This window comes from Gordonia sp. 34D, from assembly GCF_056682775.1.
The window spans coordinates 498,585-515,491 of the sequence record NZ_CM155293.1; the positions used below are offsets into that span (position 1 = coordinate 498,585).

A 16,907-nucleotide genomic window follows, 5' to 3' on the forward strand; every position below is an offset into this window, starting at 1 on the left:
ACTCAGATGTCTTGGGTCCCGCGCGGAGAAAAGTGCCATGCTCGAATCATGCTGCGGCACGTGTTGAATGCGGTTGCGATCGTGATGATCGCGGCGATCTCGATTGCCGTTTCGCTGTGGCTGACGCCGATGCAAACAGCGACGGCCGTTGGACAGTCGGTCCGGGTGGGGGCGGCGGCACCGTCGTGGTCGTGGAGTGGACCGGGAGAAGTGGACCTGTTCGGTCAGACGTTGCCGACGGTCATCGACTTTCCTGGCCCGGTGCGCCCGCGGTTGGAACTGACGAACCTGCAGCTGTCGAGCGAGTTGGGCGACCTCGTCGGCCCGACCGCGTCGTCGGCGTCCCGTGAGGCCGCCCAAAACGACCTCCGCGATGCGCTCGTCAACGGCTGGCGCAACTATCTGATCATTCAGGTGTTAATCGTGCTTGGGGTGTCGCTCCTGCTGATGGGTGCGCTGGTCGGCTGGCAGCGGCTGTCGTTGAAGGCGTCGATCGTGACGATCGTCGTGGGAGTGCTCGTCGCCTTGGCTATCAACGTCGGCGCCGTCGTGGCCACAGCGATTTCCGCGGCCGACGACCTGCGCGGGATTGATTCGCTCGCGTCGTTGGTGGGTGCGGCGACGGTCCCACCGCCGGTGACGCCGGGCCCGCTGCCGAAACAGGGGAGCGTGGTGGTGATTGGCGATTCGACCGCTGCGGGAATCGGGAACCCGCCACTACCGAATCCGACACCGCAAGATTCCGCGTGTGAACGGACCAGCGGATCGTTCGCCGTCGCCCTCGACCGCTCGCCCGAATGGCACGTCACCAATATGGCGTGCAGCAGCGCGACCATCCACAACGGCCTACTCGGCGAGCAAAAGCGCGGCGACCTGACTCTGCCGCCCCAACTGCCCGCCGCGCTGGCCGCAGAACCGAGCGCGCTGATCATCAGCATTGGGGCAAACGACGTCGGATGGTCGTACATGGTGGGCTTGTGCGCGACCCTGCCCGACTGCGGTGGCGCTGCCGGGCAAGCGTTCTTTAATAAGAATCTCGCGACCTTTACCCGCGACTACCTCGTGCTCTTGATGCAGTTGAAGGCGTTGCCGAAGCCGCCGGTAGTCGTGATTAACCAGTATTACGATCCGCTGCCCGGCGACAGTTCGTGCATCCTCGACCGCGGCATCACCCCGGCGAAGGCCGACCTGCTGCGCGGCTGGCTGGAATCGCTGAACACGGTGTTGGCGCAGGGCGCGGAGTCGGCGTCGTTCAAGACGGCCAAGCCGTCGTTTGACGGCCACGGCCTGTGCTCGCCGGATCCGTTTGTCCAGGGGCTCGACGGAAAGGCGCCGCTGCACCCGACGACGGCCGGCGGCTTGGCGATCGCACTCGCCGATCAAGGCGTGCTGCTTGAGGCTGGGATCCGGTAAGGCGGGTTTTCTCCCTCCGGGCGTTCCCCTTTTCTGTCACGATTCGACCGTCCCATCACCAAACACCGCGATCGGTGACGGAAAGGGCGATCGGGAGGGCGCGGATGTGACAGAAAAGGGGAAATTCAGGGGCGCGCGGAGCCTACCTGAGCGTGGAGGAGGCCGGGCCAGGCGGCGAGGTCAGCGGGGGTGTGGGCCACCGTCAACGACGCCGACGGCAGCAGGTCGACGAGCACTTCGGCCGTCGACAGTGGATGCCCGGGATCGTCGACCCACGCGAGGATCGACGTCGGCACGTGGATGCCAGCGATCATGTCGGGAGACGGAAGATCGCTCGCGGCCGCCCCGCGCAGCACCGACGGCAGCAGGTTGGCGACGATGTCGGGCACCGTCTCAGCGACACCGGCCAACGTCGGCGGCTGCGGTACGGCACGACCGGCCTCGACGAACGCATCGACACCGTCGCGCTCAATCAACTCCGCGGCCGCCCGATAACCGTCGGCCATGGCGATCCGCGTCGCCCACGCGGTCGGCGGAATGACGAGGGTCAGGCCCGAGAACCGCTCGGGATCGAGGGTCGCCGCATGCAGCAAGGTGCCGGTCCCCATCGACGGTCCGACGCCGTGCACACGTTCACCCGGAAACCATGCGTCGAGCAACTGCAGGAGATCTTCGGCCAGTTGCGGCCAGCGATAATCATCAGCGATGGGCCGTCCTGTTGAACGCCCGTGGGCGCGGGCGTCGTACCGTAACAGTCGGGTCCCGCTGAGGCCGCGACCCAAGTCCAGCCCGAGGGTACGGTCGCGCGCTCGGCTCGACGTTAACCCGTGCAGTTGGACCACCGGACGACCGTGTTCATCGCTGAACGACACGTCGAGTTCGGCCCCCGGAACAGTGAATTTTGCCATCGGATTCCTCCCGAATTGCGGTCGTCGCGATGAGGCGTAGCGTAGCGCCATGCGGCTGACGAACATCGGGCACCTCCGTCTTCCGTTCGGGCGATTGTTCGGCTACGACGTCACCGTGGCCGACCCCGGGCGCGAGCTCCCGATCTCCTTCGACCAACGTCGTCACGTCGGCGCGGGCGACCGTCCCGGATCGTGGATGGCGCTGTCGTTCCGGCTGCCTGCGCCCGTGCCTCGTGAGGAGTTGGCGGCGGCGTGGCTGGCAGTGATCGCGCGGCACGGAACCCTCAGTACGATGTTCGTTCCCACGGTCGACGGCCCGCGCCTGCACGAGGTCGAGATCAGCGCTGGCACGTGGGTAGACCACGACATCGGCACAGGTCAGGCCGTGAACGATGCACTGCGTGAAGTCTTCGACGCGCATTGCCGGCCGTACTCGCGGCCGTCGCACCGGCTGTGTGTTCTTGAGACGACTGCCGGTCCGACGATCGTGGTCGCCGCGGACCATGCGCACGTCGACATGTGGTCGATGCTGGTGATTGTCCGCGATCTGCTCGCCGCGCTCGACCATCGCCTAACCGGCGTCGTCCCCGCGTTCGTCGACCACGCGCGCGCCATGATCGACCGCCCGACGGCACCGGCCGAAATCCGTGATCGGTGGGCGCAGATTCTCGCCGACAGTGGTGATGTGATGCCGCGGTTCCCGCTCCCGCTGGGTGCCCCGGAAATGCAGTCCGAGCGCGTCGAAGTCCGCGACGTTTTCGATGTTGACGACAGTGCAGCCTTCTCGGCGCAGGCCCGGAACGACGGGGTGTCGACGCTGTCGCTGGCAGTGTCGGCCATGACTGCCGTGACGCGCGACGTCGCCGGCCAACCGCTGCGCGCCGTGTTCCCGGTGCACAGTCGGTATGACGCAACCTGGCACGAGTGCGTCGGGTGGTTCATCACCAATTCGGTCCTGGCGTCGGCCAATCCAGATCCTGGTGCGTGCACGGGCGCCGTTCGGGAGGCCGTCAGCCGGGGGTCGTGGCCGCTGGAAGACATCCTGCAACCGTGGGGCGGCGACATGCCCGAAGCGCCTGGGATGTTCGCGATTTCGTGGCTCGACCTGCGCCGCCTCCCGGTTCGCGTCGACTCTTCGAGCATCGACGCCCAGTATGTCGGGGCCGTGATCCGCACCAACGGGGTGATGCTGTGGTTCATCCTCGACGAGAACGGCCTCCACCTCCGGTGCCGCTATCCGGACACGGCGGAAGCGCGGACGAATGTCGGGCACTGGCTCGACGAACTCGTCGCCCGACTGCAGGCGAGCGCGCGGTCGTCGGCGGGGGATGTGCTCAATGTCGGTGGCCGTCGCTTTCGCGTGCAGCGTGCCGCTCGCGCCGACGTCCCGGCGATCGTGGCGCTCCTGTCCGACGATGAGCTCGGTCGCACTCGCGAAGGTGCGGAAGTGGAGCGGTATGAGGCGGCTTTCGACGTCGTCGCGCGGGACCGTTCGCACTATCTGGCGGTGGTGCGCGACGGTGACGACGCGATCGTCGGCACGATGCAACTGACCGTGATTCCAGGGCTGTCGCGCGGCGGCACCACGCGGCTGCAGATCGAGGGTTTGCGCGTCGCGGACGGGGCGCGGTCGCAGGGGTTGGGCACGGCAATGCTCGATTGGGCGCAAGCCCATGGTCGGGCCCACGGCGCCCAATTGGTGCAGGTGACGACCGATGAGGTGCGGGAACGCGCCCGCGCGTTCTATGCGAAGGCAGGGTTCGCGTCCGAGCATGTCGGGTTGAAGCGCACTCTGTAAGCGCGATACCCGCTGTTCGTTTCGCGTTCACTCCGACGATCGAGTTTGGTGACCTGACGACTTTACGGTCGGCCCATGCGAATCCCGTTACAACTGTTTACCGCTGGTGGAGACGACGTTGGTCGTTCCGCCCGCTCGCGCGTCACCTGCAAGTACAAGTGCGGTGAGGCGTGCTGGCATGAACCGGGCAACACCAGCGATAACAGGTACTTCCGCGACGTCGCCCGGACAGCGTTGTCACGGCGGACGGTGTTGCGTGGCGCAGTCGGTGCGGTCGTGGCCGCGGGAGCGACGTCGTTCCTGACTGCCTGCGGCGACGACACCACGACCACCGCGAGCGGCCCCTACGACGGCATGCGCTTCGACCCGGTGAAGCCCAACACCGACGACGCCTTGATCACGGCGAAAGGCTATGACCAGAAGGTCGTGGTCCGCTGGGGTGATCCCGTCCTACCTGGCACACCCGAGTTTGACTTCGACAATCAAACACCCGAAGCGCAGGCGGGCCAGTTCGGCTTCAACAACGACTTTGCCGGTCTGATCCCGATTGCGGGCGTGCCCGGGCATTCGTACCTGGTGGTGAACCAGGAGTACACGACCGAGCAGTTCATGTTCCGCGGGTACAAGGAAAAGGAACCGACCGAGAAGCAGGCGCGGATCGCGATGGCCGCTCACGGCATCACAGTTCTCGAGGTCACGGATTCCGTCAAGGACGGCTCGCTGACGCCGGTTGTTGGGCCGCGCAATCGTCGGATCACCGCGAGCACCCCGTTCCGGATCACCGGGCCGGCTGCCCGCACTGACCTGGTGAAGACCACCGGCGACCCGACCGGCACCACGGTCCTCGGCACCATCGCCAACTGCTCCGGCGGCATCACCCCTTGGGGCACCATGCTGTCCGCCGAGGAGAACTTCAACAACTACTTCTCCAACACCAGCAAGGTCACCGACAAGGCCGCGGCCGCGCACCTGAAGCGCTACGGCTTCGAGGACGACTCCGACTACCACCAGTGGGGTCAGTTTGAGCCGCGCTTCGACCTCGCAAAAGAATCCAATGAAGCCAACCGTTTCGGGTACGTCGTGGAAGTTGATCCCGACGACCCGCAGTCGACGCCGCTCAAGCACTCGGCACTGGGCCGCCTGAAGCACGAGGCCGCGACCGTGTGGGTCGTCAACGACGGTCCCGCGGCGGGCACCGTCGTTGTCTACTCCGGCGACGACGAACGCTTCGAATACATCTACAAGTTCGTCTCCAGCCGCAAAATCACAGAGGGCGACAAGCGGCACAATATGGGCATCCTCAGCGAAGGCACCCTGTACGTGGCGTCGTTCTCCAGCGATAGGCCCGTCACCGTCGACGACGCCGCAGGTACTGGCAAGTGGCACAAGTTGATGACCGTGAACGCGGACGGTTCGGCGACGTCGCACGTCCAGGGCATGACGGCGGCTGAGGTTGCCGTCTACACTCGCGAAGCCGCGGACAAGGTCGGGGCCACCAAGATGGATCGTCCCGAAGACATCGAACCCAACCCGGCCACCGGCAAGGTGTACGCGGCGCTGACGAACAACAGCAAGCGCGGTGTCGACGGGAAGCCGGGACGCGACGCGACCAACCCGCGCAACGAGAACAAGAACGGCCAGATCCTAGAAATCACCGACGACCATGTCGGTGAGAGTCTGACCTGGGACCTTCTCCTTGTCTGCGGCGACCCGGCGGAGGCCGACACCTACTACGGCGGCTTCGACAAGACGAAGGTCAGCGCCATTTCGTGCCCCGACAACGTGGCGTTTGACCCGCACGGCAACCTGTGGATTTCCACCGACGGCAACGCTCTCGACAGCAACGATGGACTGTTTGCGGTCGCCCTCGACGGCGACCGCCGTGGCGAAACCAAACAGTTCCTGACGGTCCCGCGTGGCGGCGAAACCTGCGGCCCGATCATCGACGACAAGCGCGTCATCGTCTGCGTTCAGCACCCGGGCGAAGACGACGACCACTCCGCGGACAAGCCCTTCTCGCACTGGCCCGACGGTGGAAGCTCCCAGCCACGACCGTCGGTGGTCGCAGTTTGGCGCAGGGGCGGCGGTTCGATCGGCATGTAGGTGTCAGCGCGTTGAGTTTGCGACCTTATGCGTAGCAAATTCAACGCGCTCGGCGTGTTGTGGAACCGAACGGGTAGCCACTGCGTCCAACTTGGGTGGAGTACAACGGGGAAATTGCACAACTGCTCGCAGCCCGAGACGGCGTCGTTACGACGGCGCAGGCCCTGGAGTGTGGTCTCACGCGGAGACAGATCGCGCGCCGGGTCGATCAAGGTGACTGGGTTCCGATGGCGCGGGCGATCTTTCGATCTGCGGCACATCCGCTGACGGAGGCGGTGTTGGTCCGGGCCGCAGTCCTGGCGCATCGAGGCGTCGCCGACCGAACCACCGCCGCGTGGTGGCACGGCATGCTGCCCAACCTGCCGCATCAACTCACGATTGCCGCTCCCAACCGCATCCACCCCGGGCGATGGCGGTTCGGTGACGTTGATCTATCTCGACGGTTTCTGCACCCGGTCGATGTTGTTGAGGTTCGCGGTCTTTCGGTCACCTCGCTGCCGGCGACGGCAGTGTTCGCCGCGGTCGCCCTTGACGACGGCACCAGGTTCCTCGATCGGGTCCTGCAACAGGGCCGGGTCCGGGTCGATGAGCTGGTGTCGATGCTGGAGCGCTACGCGGGAACCATCGGTATGCCGGAAGCACGCGAACTCGTGCGAATTGCTTCGGAGGATTCGGAGTCGGAGGCTGAGCGACTGTTTGTGCGCCTGCTGCGCGAAGCCGGAATCACAGGTTGGGTGCAGCAGTATCGGTTTGGTCGGTGGCGACTGGACTTTGCCTGGCCGGAACTGCAGGTTGCGGTCGAGATCGACGGCTGGGCCTTTCACTATCAGCACGACCGCTTCGGGTCCGACCGCGCGAAGCTGAACGCCCTCGAGGACGCCAAATGGCGCAAGAAGGTCTACACCTGGCACATGTTGAACGAGAAACCAACGGAGACGATCGAAGAGGTCGCGGCACTCTTGTCCGATGCAGCCGAATCGCGTTGAGTTTGCCACCGTATGCGTAGCAAACTCAACGCGATTCGCCGAAACTACAAGACAGCCTTCTGGTACAGCCCCACGACTACCGCGCCACCCAAGCCAATGTTGTGCTGCAGGGCTAATTGCGCGCCGTCGACCTGCCGCTGGTCTGCGGTGCCCCGCAATTGCCACGTGAGCTCGCTGCACTGTGCCAGACCGGTGGCGCCGAGGGGGTGGCCCTTCGAGATGAGACCGCCCGACGGATTCACCACGCAACGACCACCGTAGGTGGTCTCGCCGTTCTCGATGAGTTTGTGGCCCTCGCCGACCTTCGCCAGGCCGAGTGCCTCGTAGGTGATGAGTTCGTTGGCGGAGAAGCAGTCGTGGAGTTCGATGACGTTGACTTCGTCGATGCTGCGGTCGGCTTGGGCGACGACGAGTTCGGCGGCCTTGCGGCTCATGTCGAAGCCGACCGCGGAGATGGCGCTGTCGCCGAACGACGACGCGGTGTCGGTCACCATGGCCTGGCCGAGGATTTCGACGGCCTGGTCGGCGAGGTCGTGTGCGCGGACGAAAGTTTCGCTGGCCAGCACGACCGCCCCGGAACCATCAGAGGTGGGCGAGCACTGCAGTTTGGTGAGTGGCTCATAGATCGAGCGCGATTCGCGAATCTCCTCGAGCGTGTACTCGTCTTGGAACTGGGCGTACGGGTTGTTGACCGAGTGGCGATGGTTCTTTTCGCCGATCATCGCGTAATGCTCGGGCGCGGACCCGTAGCGCTCCATGTGCTCGCGGGCGGCAGCCCCAAACATGTACGGCGCAATCGGCTGCTGCGGCTCGTACAGCTTGGCGAGCGTCATCACATGCTTTTCGAGCGGGCTGGTGCGGTCGGTGTATCCGGCGGCGAGCGAACCGCGCTGCATCTTCTCAAAACCCAAGGCCAGGACGCAGTCCGCACGACCACCGCGGATCGCTTCGGCCCCGAGATAGATGGCGGTGGACCCGGTGGAGCAGTTGTTGTTGACGTTGACGATAGGGATCCCGGTGATGCCGAGTTCGTAGACGGCGCGCTGGCCGGAGCAGGAGTCGCCGTAGACGTAGCCGACGTAGGCTTGCTGAATTTGGTCGTAGGTGACGCCAGCATCGTCGAGGGCCTTGGTCCCTGCCTCGCGGGCCATGTCGGGGTAGTCCCAGCCTTCGCGGGATCCGGGCTTTTCAAATTTCGTCATGCCAACGCCGACGACGAACACGCGATTACTCATTCTGTGACTCCTGACCAGGTTGCCGGTGTCCTTCGACATTAGTGATCGGGCGGGGGCTACGAGTGCTTCTTGATCGACGGACTACGTGTGGTCGATAGGCTGGGTATATGACCCAGTGGCTCGACGATCGCAGCATGTCAGCGTGGATGGCGTATGTGTGGCTGCGTATCCGCGTGGAAGGCGAAATCGCGTTCGATTTGGAACGTCACGGGCTGTCGGCGCCGGACTACGACGTCCTTACGACTTTGTCCGCGCAACGCGACGACAGTATGCGGGCCCGCGACCTCGCGAAGTCGTTGACCTGGCACAAGGCACGACTGTCGCGTCATCTGGCGCGCATGGATAAGCGGGGCCTGGTCACGCGGTCGCCAGCGCCGGAAGATGCGCGGGGAATCGTTGTGGCGTTGTCGCCGCACGGCCGCGAGCGGTTGGAGGCTGCGGCCCCCGACCACGCTGCCCTGATCCAGCGCATGTTCGCCGATCAGCTCACCGAAGCCGAGATTGATGCGCTGGTGTCGCTGTCGTCGAAGGTGGTGGCGGCGGCCGACCGGGAAGCCGAGGCGCGGACCGTTACGTGACCACGACGTCGCGGCGGGCCCGGTACTCCTCGATGGTGAGGCACTGGAGTTGGGAGTAGCTGCCGCCGCGGTTTTCGACGTAGCCGACGGCGGAGACGAAGGGTTCGATGGTGTAGATCTTCGTCAACGGGGTCACGATCAGGAGTTGCAGGCCGAGGCGCGCGAATAGGGAGAGCGCGTAGCGTGCCGAGTCGTCGGAGCCGCGACCGAAGGCCTCATCGATGACGACGAAGCGGAAGTCGCGCGAGCAGGTGGCGCCCCACTTCAGATCGAACTGGTACGCCAGCGAGGCCGCCAGAATCGTGTACGCCAACTTCTCCTTCTGGCCGCCCGACTTACCGTCCGAGTCGGTGTAATTCTCGTACTCGGCGTCAGTGTCGAGGTAGCGCTCCGATGCCGCGAACGTGACCCAGTTGCGGACATCGGTCACCAACTCGGTCCACTTGCGGTCCACATCGGTGAAGCCCTCGCGGCCGCGGAAGCGTTCGACGAGCGCCTTCACCAGCAGGAACTTGTCCTCGGCGTAGCTTTCGGTGGTCTCTTCGCCTTCGGCGTCGGCCTCGAGGGAGCCGTCGCTGCAGCGTCGAAGGTCGGCGCGGAACTCGCGAATATCTTGCGCGGCAGTCGGGTTCACGTCGAGCCGAATGTAGCGGCCCGGGTTGTATTCGATGCCGGCGAGGGACTCGTTGATCGTGTCGATTTTCGAGGAAATCAGGTGTACTTCTTTGTTGAGCTTGGCGGCGAAGATCGCGATGTCGCGGATCGCGTTGGTGTTCAAGTAGTTCTTGAACTCCGACTCGAAACGCGGCAGGTCGTCTTCGGCCAGACGCCGGTGCAGTTCCCGGTACTCGTCGGCCGAGGCGATATCGGCGTCGAACTCGGTGGTTAGTACGGGGTGACTGCGATTGAAGTCCGACATCCGCGCCACCACCCGAGTCTCGAAGGTGCCCGCGCGTGAGGAGTGCTGCTCTGACGAATCAGTTAGGCGCTCGGTCATCGAGACCTCCAACTCGCCGCACTCAGCGACGGTCAGTGGCTCGGCGGATCCCTCCGCGACGGTGGCGCGGTACTCGGCCACCGACGTCGCGATCGCCTCGAAATGGGGTTCGGCGTCGGCGAACTCGGGTTCGGTGGTGACAGCTTGGGCGGCGGCGCGCGACTTCTCGCCCTGGTCGCGCATCATCTCCAGGCGGGAGACCTTGTCGCGCAGACCATCTCGGGTGGCATCGGCGGCCGAGAGTTGCTCGCGGGTCGCGGCAATCGCATCGGTGACCTCCGCGAGTTCCGACGACGACCGCTCCAAGTCCGACTTTCGCTGCGTCAGTTCCGCGATGCGTGCGGCCGACGAGGCCCAGTCGATCGCGTCGAAACTCGGGTAGGCGTCGAGGCTGGTCAGCGCATTGCGCCGACTCATCAGGATCCGACGACGCTCCTCCAACTCGGTAACCTCGGCGTCGACCCGATTGAGGTGGTCTTGCACGCGCTGCCCGGCGGTGAAAAGGGCAGTGATCTTCTGCTCGTTACTCCACCCGAGAACATAGTTGCGTCGGTCGTCGACGCGCTGCGAATCGTCCTTTTCGTGGCGGCCACCGCCCGAGCGGACCTGCCCGGATTCGGTAACCGCAAATTCGGCGGCGCGGAACTCCTCGAGCGTCTCGGCGCACAGGTGGCGAGCGCGCTCAAACAGTCGGCGTTCCAGCCACCGCTCAAACGGGCCTTCCTTGATGTCGATCTTGTGGGCCAGCGCGCCAGCCGGGGGAGTCGCCACCCCCTTCGACGAAACATGGTCGGACACTTTGAAATACACGACGCGACCACCGAGGTGGTTGGCGTCGATCCAGGCCGAAACCTCGTCGTAGCGGTCGGTGGAAACCAGCAACGACAGCCCGAAGCCGCGCAGCACACGCTCGGCGGCCCCCTCCCAGCGGGACTCGTCGTCGCGGACGCCAATGAGTTCACCGACGAAGGGGAGTTCGTCGTGATCGATGCCGACACCGGTGCAAATGAGTTCACGGATTCGGAGATTGCGGTCGGGAATATTGCTGGTGCGCCCGCGGAGGCTAGCGATCTCGCTCGCCACTCGACGACCTTCACCGTCGAGTTCACGGCGGCTGTATCGGACCTCGTTGATCGAGTTCTCGACTTCGACGGTGTCAGCGTCAAGGGCGGTTACGGCGTCGGACACCTCGGTGCGACGGTGGTCGAACTGCCCACGATCTTGCACCGGGGCCAGGCCTGCGTCGTCGATGAGGCGCGAGTACCGCTCGTGCGCGACGGCCCGTTCTTCTCGTTGGCGTTGGGCTTCGGTGATCTGCTGTTCGAGTGCGGCGATGTCGGTGCCGCCGAGGCCAGCTTGTCGTAACTCCAACTCGCGCAATGCGATTCGCAGATCGGCCAGGTCACGGTCGACGGTCTCCAGAGCGGTGCGCGCGGCGACGAGATCCCGGTTGTGGTTTTCGAGGTCGGCAGCGAGAAGGTTGTACTTTTGCTGCGCAAAGTACGACCGCAGAGCGCCGCGTCGTTCCTTCAACTCGGCGGCCATGGCTGTGTGGCGACGGTACTTGTCGTCGTCGGCCAGCAGCGGACCCAACTGTTCCAGCTGTGATCGTGCGAGGACGACAGCGTCGTGCGCGGCGGTGAGATCCTCGAAGTGGCCGACCATCGTGTCGACCCACCCGCTGGAATCGAATGGCTCCAACATGTGGTCGCGGACGAAGTCGTTGAGGTTGCCGACGGCCTTCATCGAGACCGTCTGGTGGAACAGTTCCATGGCCTGCTCGGAGCGGATCGCGAGCGAACGACGGTAGTCGCGGCCGTACTCGGGGAAGTGCTCGTGGATGCGAGTATCGCTGTCCTTCAAGCGCTTTCGCAGTGCGCGGAGGTCGGAGCCGAAGTCGGCGAAGTCGGTGGCAATATCGAGGGCACGGTCGGTGACGGTGAAGAACCGCTCCGGTTGGCCGCTGTCGTGGCGCATGGAAAACACCTGCGCCAGGGTGACCGTTTCGTCGTAGCCCTCGTTGGCGAAGACACCGAGGATCACCGAGTAGTTGCTCATGCCGCGCAGCGCTACGGGCCGCGAAGCTCCGGTCACTTCGTTGCGTTCGGACTTGTAGTAGCCCAGCACATACGACCGCAAGTCGCGCTCACGGGACTCACCTCCGGCCGCCTTGTTGTAGGCGACGCGGTGCGCGGGCAGCAGAAGCGTGGTGAGGGCGTCGACCAGCGTCGACTTGCCGGAGCCGATGTCGCCGGTGAGGAGGCCGTTCTCGCCGTCGAGCGTGAGGGTCCAGACGCGTTGGTCGAAGGTGCCCCAGTTCAGGACCTGAAAACGCTGCAGCCGGAACCCCGACCGCGCTGAACTCGGGTTCTCCAATTCGGTGGGGGCAAACAGGCCCGTCATAGTTGTTCCTCGCGGGAGATGCTGGCGTACTCCGCCAGATGGGCATCGAAATCGGCCAGCCACTGTGCGTCGACGTAGGCCTTGATGACGCGCCGGACTTCGTATTCGCCATCCTGGCCCGGCATGCGCCGCAGGAAGCCGAGGTCGACGACGCGACGGATGGCGGTGTCGGCTTGATCGATGGTCCGGGCTTCGTTGGTGGTGGCCGGGAAGAATGGACTCACCAGGTCGCGGAGTTGTTCACCGGTCAAGATGAGCCGCTCGCCGGCGTCGGTGGTGTCGTGTTCGGCAAGTTTCTTGCGCAGCAAGGCCAGCAGCAACGAGGTGTGCAGCGGGAGTTGGTGCCGTGCGACAAGCCGCGGAATCCCCAGGTCGGCGAGTTCGTCGTCGCTCTTCGACCGTAGGAAGGCATAGCCCTCAGCCTCGTCGATGACCACTGCGAGGCCCAGCGTCGCGACGTAGTCGCTGACCTGCGACGCCAGCCCGAGCACATGGCGCCACGTCGATTCGGCGGTATCGCGGTAGACGACGCCCTTCATCAGCGAGGTGACCGCGAGCGGAAGGTTGAGCTCGTTGCGGGGCACGGGCCGGCTCATCGGGTCTCCTGATCGGTCGGGTTTCGACGGGCGTAAATGATGCGGGGGATGTGGGCGGTCCGTGTGCCGCCCGCGTCGTCGTTCCAGGTCACCGACTCGTGCGTGTCCTCATCGAAGACTTTCGAGAAACCTTCGTCGGATAGTGAAATGTAGGTGATGAGCTCTGCCAGCCCATGCTCGAGAGGCTTGTCGGCGATCACGTCGGCGAGGGTCACCTGATCGCGGCGGCGCAGCAGATGGCGGACGCCCTCGATGAGGGGTACCGGATCGACGTGGATTTGTTCGAACAATGCCTCCGATTCGCCGTCGGCGTTGCCTTCTTCGATGCCATCGCTCGCCACTTCGACGTTGCTGGAGGGTCGAAACAGTGGTCGCTCGAGGGGGAGGTGAACGTTCGGGGTGGGGGAGTCGATCTCGATGGTGAAGTCGTCGATGCGTCGCTCGCGAACGGCATACGCTGACGTTTCGATGTTCCGCAGCAGGTCCATGACGCGCCGGTTCTCCAGCCAGGCTTGATCGTCGAGGAAGCGCCGCAACTGTTCGGAGAGGCGTCGGACGGTGCCTTGCGCTCGGGTGCCTGCGTCGAGCCAGTCGTGGTGAATGTTGGTGAGGCGGACATCGGCGTCTGCGACATCGTCGAGGGCCTGCGCGCTGCGAACCAGTTCGTCGAGTTCGTCGAGGCGTTCGGCATTGAGAAGTAGGTCGTAGAAGGCTTGAAAGCTGCGACCTTGGTCGGAGTCGCTGATGATGTTGCGGCTGCCGACGATCTCGTCGAGTAGCTCGCCCTTGGTGCCGCGCCAGGTGGCGATTCGCTCGCGCATCTGCCGGTCGAGGGTGCGGAAGTTTGACTCCACTTCGCGGAAGTCGGACAGGAGGGCCCGCGCGATGTCGGCGAACTGCTGGTAGCGGTCGCGGCGACTGGTGGCGTCGAGGACGTGGAAATCGCCCCGTTCAGCGGCGGCGATTTCGGCGTCGATTGCGGCCCGTCGACGATGAAGTTCGGCTAGGCGGATCTCAGCGTCGGTGCTGGTGCCATACACAATCTGACGCAGCAGATCGAAGACGGTGTTGAGGCGTGATTCGGTGCCGACGAAGCCGCGGTCGCGGAGCGAGCGAACCCAGGAGACGGCGCGTTCTACGGCAATGGTTGCGTCGTAGTGTGGTTCGTCGGATTCGATGACGTAGTACTTGCGGAGCCAGCCGGTGTCGGCGGCCGACCATTCGTCCAGGTACGCCTTTGGCGTGCGTGGATACGTTCCTTCGCCGAGTCGCTTGTTCAGGCTGTACAGCTCATCGTCGAGCAGACTGATCAGAGCTGATTCGGAAATTTCGCGGACATTGTCGTCGACAAACACGCGCCCGAGAAACGAGAGCAGCAGGGGTGCGTTGTCGGCGCGCAGGAGGCGCCAGGCCGCGTTGCTCTTCCGAACGGCGACGATTTCGTCGAATTGCACTCGGTCAGGGTATCGACCGGGCGACGGTGCGCCTCACGGTGCCTCGATTGGGGAGTCCTATCGGATGAGTTGGCTGTGGGCTGGCGTCGATGAAGTGGTGTCGGGATCGGGCGCGGTGAAACCGACGATGACGAAGCAGATCACAACCAGTACTCCGATCGACGGGCCTGCGATTCGCCACGGGAGTTTCTTCCAGATCATGGTGCTACCGGCGACGATAAAGGCGAGCCCGAAGAAGGTCATCGCGACGGCCATTCCGGGTTCGGACCAGTCTGTGAGTGCGGCGATCGTGATCAACGCGCCGAACAGCAGGATGACCCAGCCGAGCACTTTCAGTAGCGTCTGGCCGGGGCGCGGCAGGCCAGTGGCCTGTCCGGTGTAGGCAGGCTGGTCCGGATATCGCTGCTGCGCAGGCGTCGGCGTGGGGACACTCGGCGATGTCTGTGGCGCGTCGAAGTCCGGGGGTTCGAACGGGTTGCTAAAGGGGTTAGTCATGCGATTCCTCTCGTACGGCACACGATAGGCCAGGGCTCTGACAACCCTCGCGGTCGCGGCCTCCGTCGATCTTCAGATTGGGTTGAATCGTTCGAGGAGGTCGTAGGTGAGAGTGCGGGCTTGGTCGCGGAGGGTGCTTGCCGACAGGCTGCGGTCGTCGTTCCACGCCGCGACGATGTCGTAGGCGCCACCGATGTAGTGCTGCGTGAGTTGGGGGAGTCGGTGCTGCATGAGCGGCCATTCCTGCTCAAAGACAGCCTGCCGCGACCGGTACCGAACGATGTCGGTCGATGATTGCCGGAACGTGTCGCCATAGGCGCTCGCGAGGGTGAACTCGGCACCGAAACCCCACTCGACACCGTGGAGGAGGCCGGAGTTTGGTGGACCGAAGAGGTCGATCGAGGTTTCGAGGCCCGCGACCACATCCACGACAGGCAGGTCGGTGACTCGGATTGAATACAGTTCGTTGACCGCTAATTGGGCGGCGTGCCGTAGTCCGTCGACCCATGTTGGGCCAAACCGGGCATGCGTGATGATGGCGCGGTGAAAGACGGCGCCGACCGAATACTGCCAGGCCTGACGGACGTGAGTGCGCACGGTGAACGGGGTGATCGGCGTTGACATCAACGCCGGGAATACCCACACGATGTCTTGCTCAATGGGAAGGCCACCGGGCAACAACTGCGCGCCCGACATGTGGGGGCTGGTGCGGGCAGCAGCGAATGCGTTGCTGCGGCGCAAGCGGACAATGCCGTCGGGGTCGAGATCTGCGCTCAACGGCTTCCGCGGTTGCGAGGTCACGACACTCCTAACGCAGGTTGGGGTTGGCTCCACCACTCTAGTGGCGAAGCGCAGCCGTTGCGGGCGTGCGCGGTAGTCCGTCGCGGTGGCGATTAGTTCGTGTTTAACAATTCGCGGCACTGTTCCAATTGCCGTATTGGCGATGAAGCTAGCACCAGGATCCGACAGCTTCAGGCCGAATCGAACCGGAGCGACCGGTGGTGCGGCCCCGGCGTGCTGCAACACACCGTTTTCAAGAGTGTGAGTGACCGCATGCGTGCCCCGTTTGGGAGATAGACGTCCGTGTGTTTGACTGCTGAAGGAATCTGGGGGGCATTCAGGTTCCGTGCGGGGGTCGTCGATCCTCCACGTTCGAGGTTGCGGGACTACCGCGCATCGGACAGCAACTGATTTCACACCTATTGGGGGAACCAAGTGAAGCTCATTCGTCGAACACTTTTTGCCGTTGGAGCTGCGGCAATGCTGCTTAGTCCGGCCGCCGTCTCGGTCGCCAACGCGGCACCGACCACAGCTGTCGGTGGTGGCTCCGGCATCGTCATCAGCGGCAAGTACTTGTGCACCATGACGACAGTTGGCCACGACCGCAGCGGCAATCTCGTCGGGCTGACCGCAGGCCACTGCGGAAACCTCGGTGCGCCCATCTCGCTGGAACGCAATCGCGGCGCGGGCACCATTGGACGCATCGTCACCAAGAGCAAGTCGTGGGATGTGGCTGTGATCCGCCTCGATCCGAGCCGCGTCCGCCCCGTTCGATCGGTGGGGCCCGCCCGCATTTCGCGTGTCGGCACCTACCCGCAGCCGTTCAGCAATGTCTGCAAGTCGGGCCGTACCACCGGCTACACCTGCGGCCCTACTCTTGTTTCCGAGGGTGCCACCGCATTCAATTACGTGTGCGCAGCCCCCGGTGACTCCGGCGGCCCCATCATCTCGAACGGTCGCGTTGTCGGCATGCTTAACGGTGCGCTGACTATCGCGGGCCCCGGTACCTCGATCGAGTGCGTCCACCCGGCGCTTCCGATCTACACGCCGATGGTCGCCACCAAGATGACCGACATCGTTAAGGTTCTCAACCGCACCACGGCGGTCGGCTCCGGCTTCCGCCCGGTGTAACCGAGCACGACGTTCGACGCGGGCCGGGTC

13 protein-coding genes are annotated in these 16,907 nt (G+C 64.5%); 6 read left to right on the plus strand and 7 right to left on the minus strand.

Annotated elements, in window-relative coordinates; translation table 11 throughout:
- The first annotated feature begins 48 nt into the window (after positions 1-48).
- Positions 49-1,413, plus strand: coding sequence for a GDSL-type esterase/lipase family protein (locus AC1L34_RS02330; protein WP_424294109.1), 1,365 nt, complete (start codon positions 49-51; stop codon positions 1,411-1,413).
- A gap of 125 nt (positions 1,414-1,538) precedes the next feature.
- Here the strand turns inward: AC1L34_RS02330 and AC1L34_RS02335 are convergent, their stop codons facing one another.
- Entirely contained in the window at positions 1,539-2,321 is a 783-nt protein-coding gene (locus tag AC1L34_RS02335) for an alpha/beta fold hydrolase (protein ID WP_480035077.1), read from the minus strand.
- A gap of 49 nt (positions 2,322-2,370) precedes the next feature.
- Here AC1L34_RS02335 and AC1L34_RS02340 point away from each other — a divergent pair, with 49 nt between their 5' ends.
- The 3 genes from AC1L34_RS02340 to AC1L34_RS02350 all read left to right on the plus strand — a co-directional run bounded on the left by AC1L34_RS02340 (position 2,371) and on the right by AC1L34_RS02350 (position 7,208).
- The gene (locus tag AC1L34_RS02340) at positions 2,371-4,119 is read left to right on the plus strand and encodes a GNAT family N-acetyltransferase (protein WP_480035078.1); all 1,749 of its coding nucleotides are present in this window, start codon (positions 2,371-2,373) and stop codon (positions 4,117-4,119) included.
- Between the two features lie 75 nt (positions 4,120-4,194).
- Complete coding sequence (locus tag AC1L34_RS02345) at positions 4,195-6,222, plus strand: PhoX family protein (protein ID WP_480035079.1); 2,028 nt, start codon at positions 4,195-4,197, stop codon at positions 6,220-6,222.
- A gap of 95 nt (positions 6,223-6,317) precedes the next feature.
- Positions 6,318-7,208, plus strand: a complete 891-nt coding sequence (locus AC1L34_RS02350) for a type IV toxin-antitoxin system AbiEi family antitoxin domain-containing protein (RefSeq protein WP_424294105.1) — start codon at positions 6,318-6,320, stop codon at positions 7,206-7,208.
- 44 nt (positions 7,209-7,252) lie between these two features.
- Here AC1L34_RS02350 and AC1L34_RS02355 read toward each other — a convergent pair whose 3' ends face one another.
- Positions 7,253-8,443: a lipid-transfer protein gene (locus AC1L34_RS02355; protein ID WP_480035080.1), complete on the minus strand. Its 1,191-nt coding sequence runs from the start codon at positions 8,441-8,443 to the stop codon at positions 7,253-7,255.
- A gap of 107 nt (positions 8,444-8,550) precedes the next feature.
- On the opposite strand from AC1L34_RS02355, the gene AC1L34_RS02360 reads away from it, so the two are divergent.
- Positions 8,551-9,021 carry a MarR family winged helix-turn-helix transcriptional regulator gene (locus AC1L34_RS02360; RefSeq protein WP_424297332.1) on the plus strand — a complete coding sequence of 157 codons (471 nt, stop codon included), beginning with the start codon at positions 8,551-8,553 and terminating at the stop codon, positions 9,019-9,021.
- Here AC1L34_RS02360 and AC1L34_RS02365 read toward each other — a convergent pair.
- The 5 genes from AC1L34_RS02365 to AC1L34_RS02385 all read right to left on the minus strand — a co-directional run bounded on the left by AC1L34_RS02365 (position 9,014) and on the right by AC1L34_RS02385 (position 15,767).
- Entirely contained in the window at positions 9,014-12,421 is a 3,408-nt protein-coding gene (locus AC1L34_RS02365; RefSeq protein ID WP_424323940.1) for an ATP-binding protein, read from the minus strand. The genes AC1L34_RS02360 and AC1L34_RS02365 overlap by 8 nt on opposite strands.
- Positions 12,418-13,017, minus strand: a complete 600-nt coding sequence (locus AC1L34_RS02370; protein WP_424297336.1) for a DUF4194 domain-containing protein — start codon at positions 13,015-13,017, stop codon at positions 12,418-12,420. Before AC1L34_RS02370 ends, AC1L34_RS02365 begins: the two co-directional genes overlap by 4 nt.
- Positions 13,014-14,471 (minus strand): DUF3375 domain-containing protein, encoded by a 1,458-nt coding sequence (locus AC1L34_RS02375; protein WP_424297338.1) that lies wholly within the window; start codon positions 14,469-14,471, stop codon positions 13,014-13,016. The genes AC1L34_RS02370 and AC1L34_RS02375 overlap by 4 nt, the downstream gene beginning before the upstream one ends.
- A gap of 57 nt (positions 14,472-14,528) precedes the next feature.
- On the minus strand, positions 14,529-14,966 hold the full coding sequence (locus tag AC1L34_RS02380; protein ID WP_480035081.1) for a hypothetical protein: 438 nt from the start codon (positions 14,964-14,966) through the stop codon (positions 14,529-14,531).
- 72 nt (positions 14,967-15,038) lie between these two features.
- Positions 15,039-15,767 carry a hypothetical protein gene (locus tag AC1L34_RS02385; RefSeq protein ID WP_480035082.1) on the minus strand — a complete coding sequence of 243 codons (729 nt, stop codon included), beginning with the start codon at positions 15,765-15,767 and terminating at the stop codon, positions 15,039-15,041.
- Between the two features lie 414 nt (positions 15,768-16,181).
- Here AC1L34_RS02385 and AC1L34_RS02390 point away from each other — a divergent pair, with 414 nt between their 5' ends.
- Positions 16,182-16,877: a S1 family peptidase gene (locus tag AC1L34_RS02390; protein ID WP_480035083.1), complete on the plus strand. Its 696-nt coding sequence runs from the start codon at positions 16,182-16,184 to the stop codon at positions 16,875-16,877.
- The last annotated feature ends 30 nt before the right edge of the window (positions 16,878-16,907 follow it).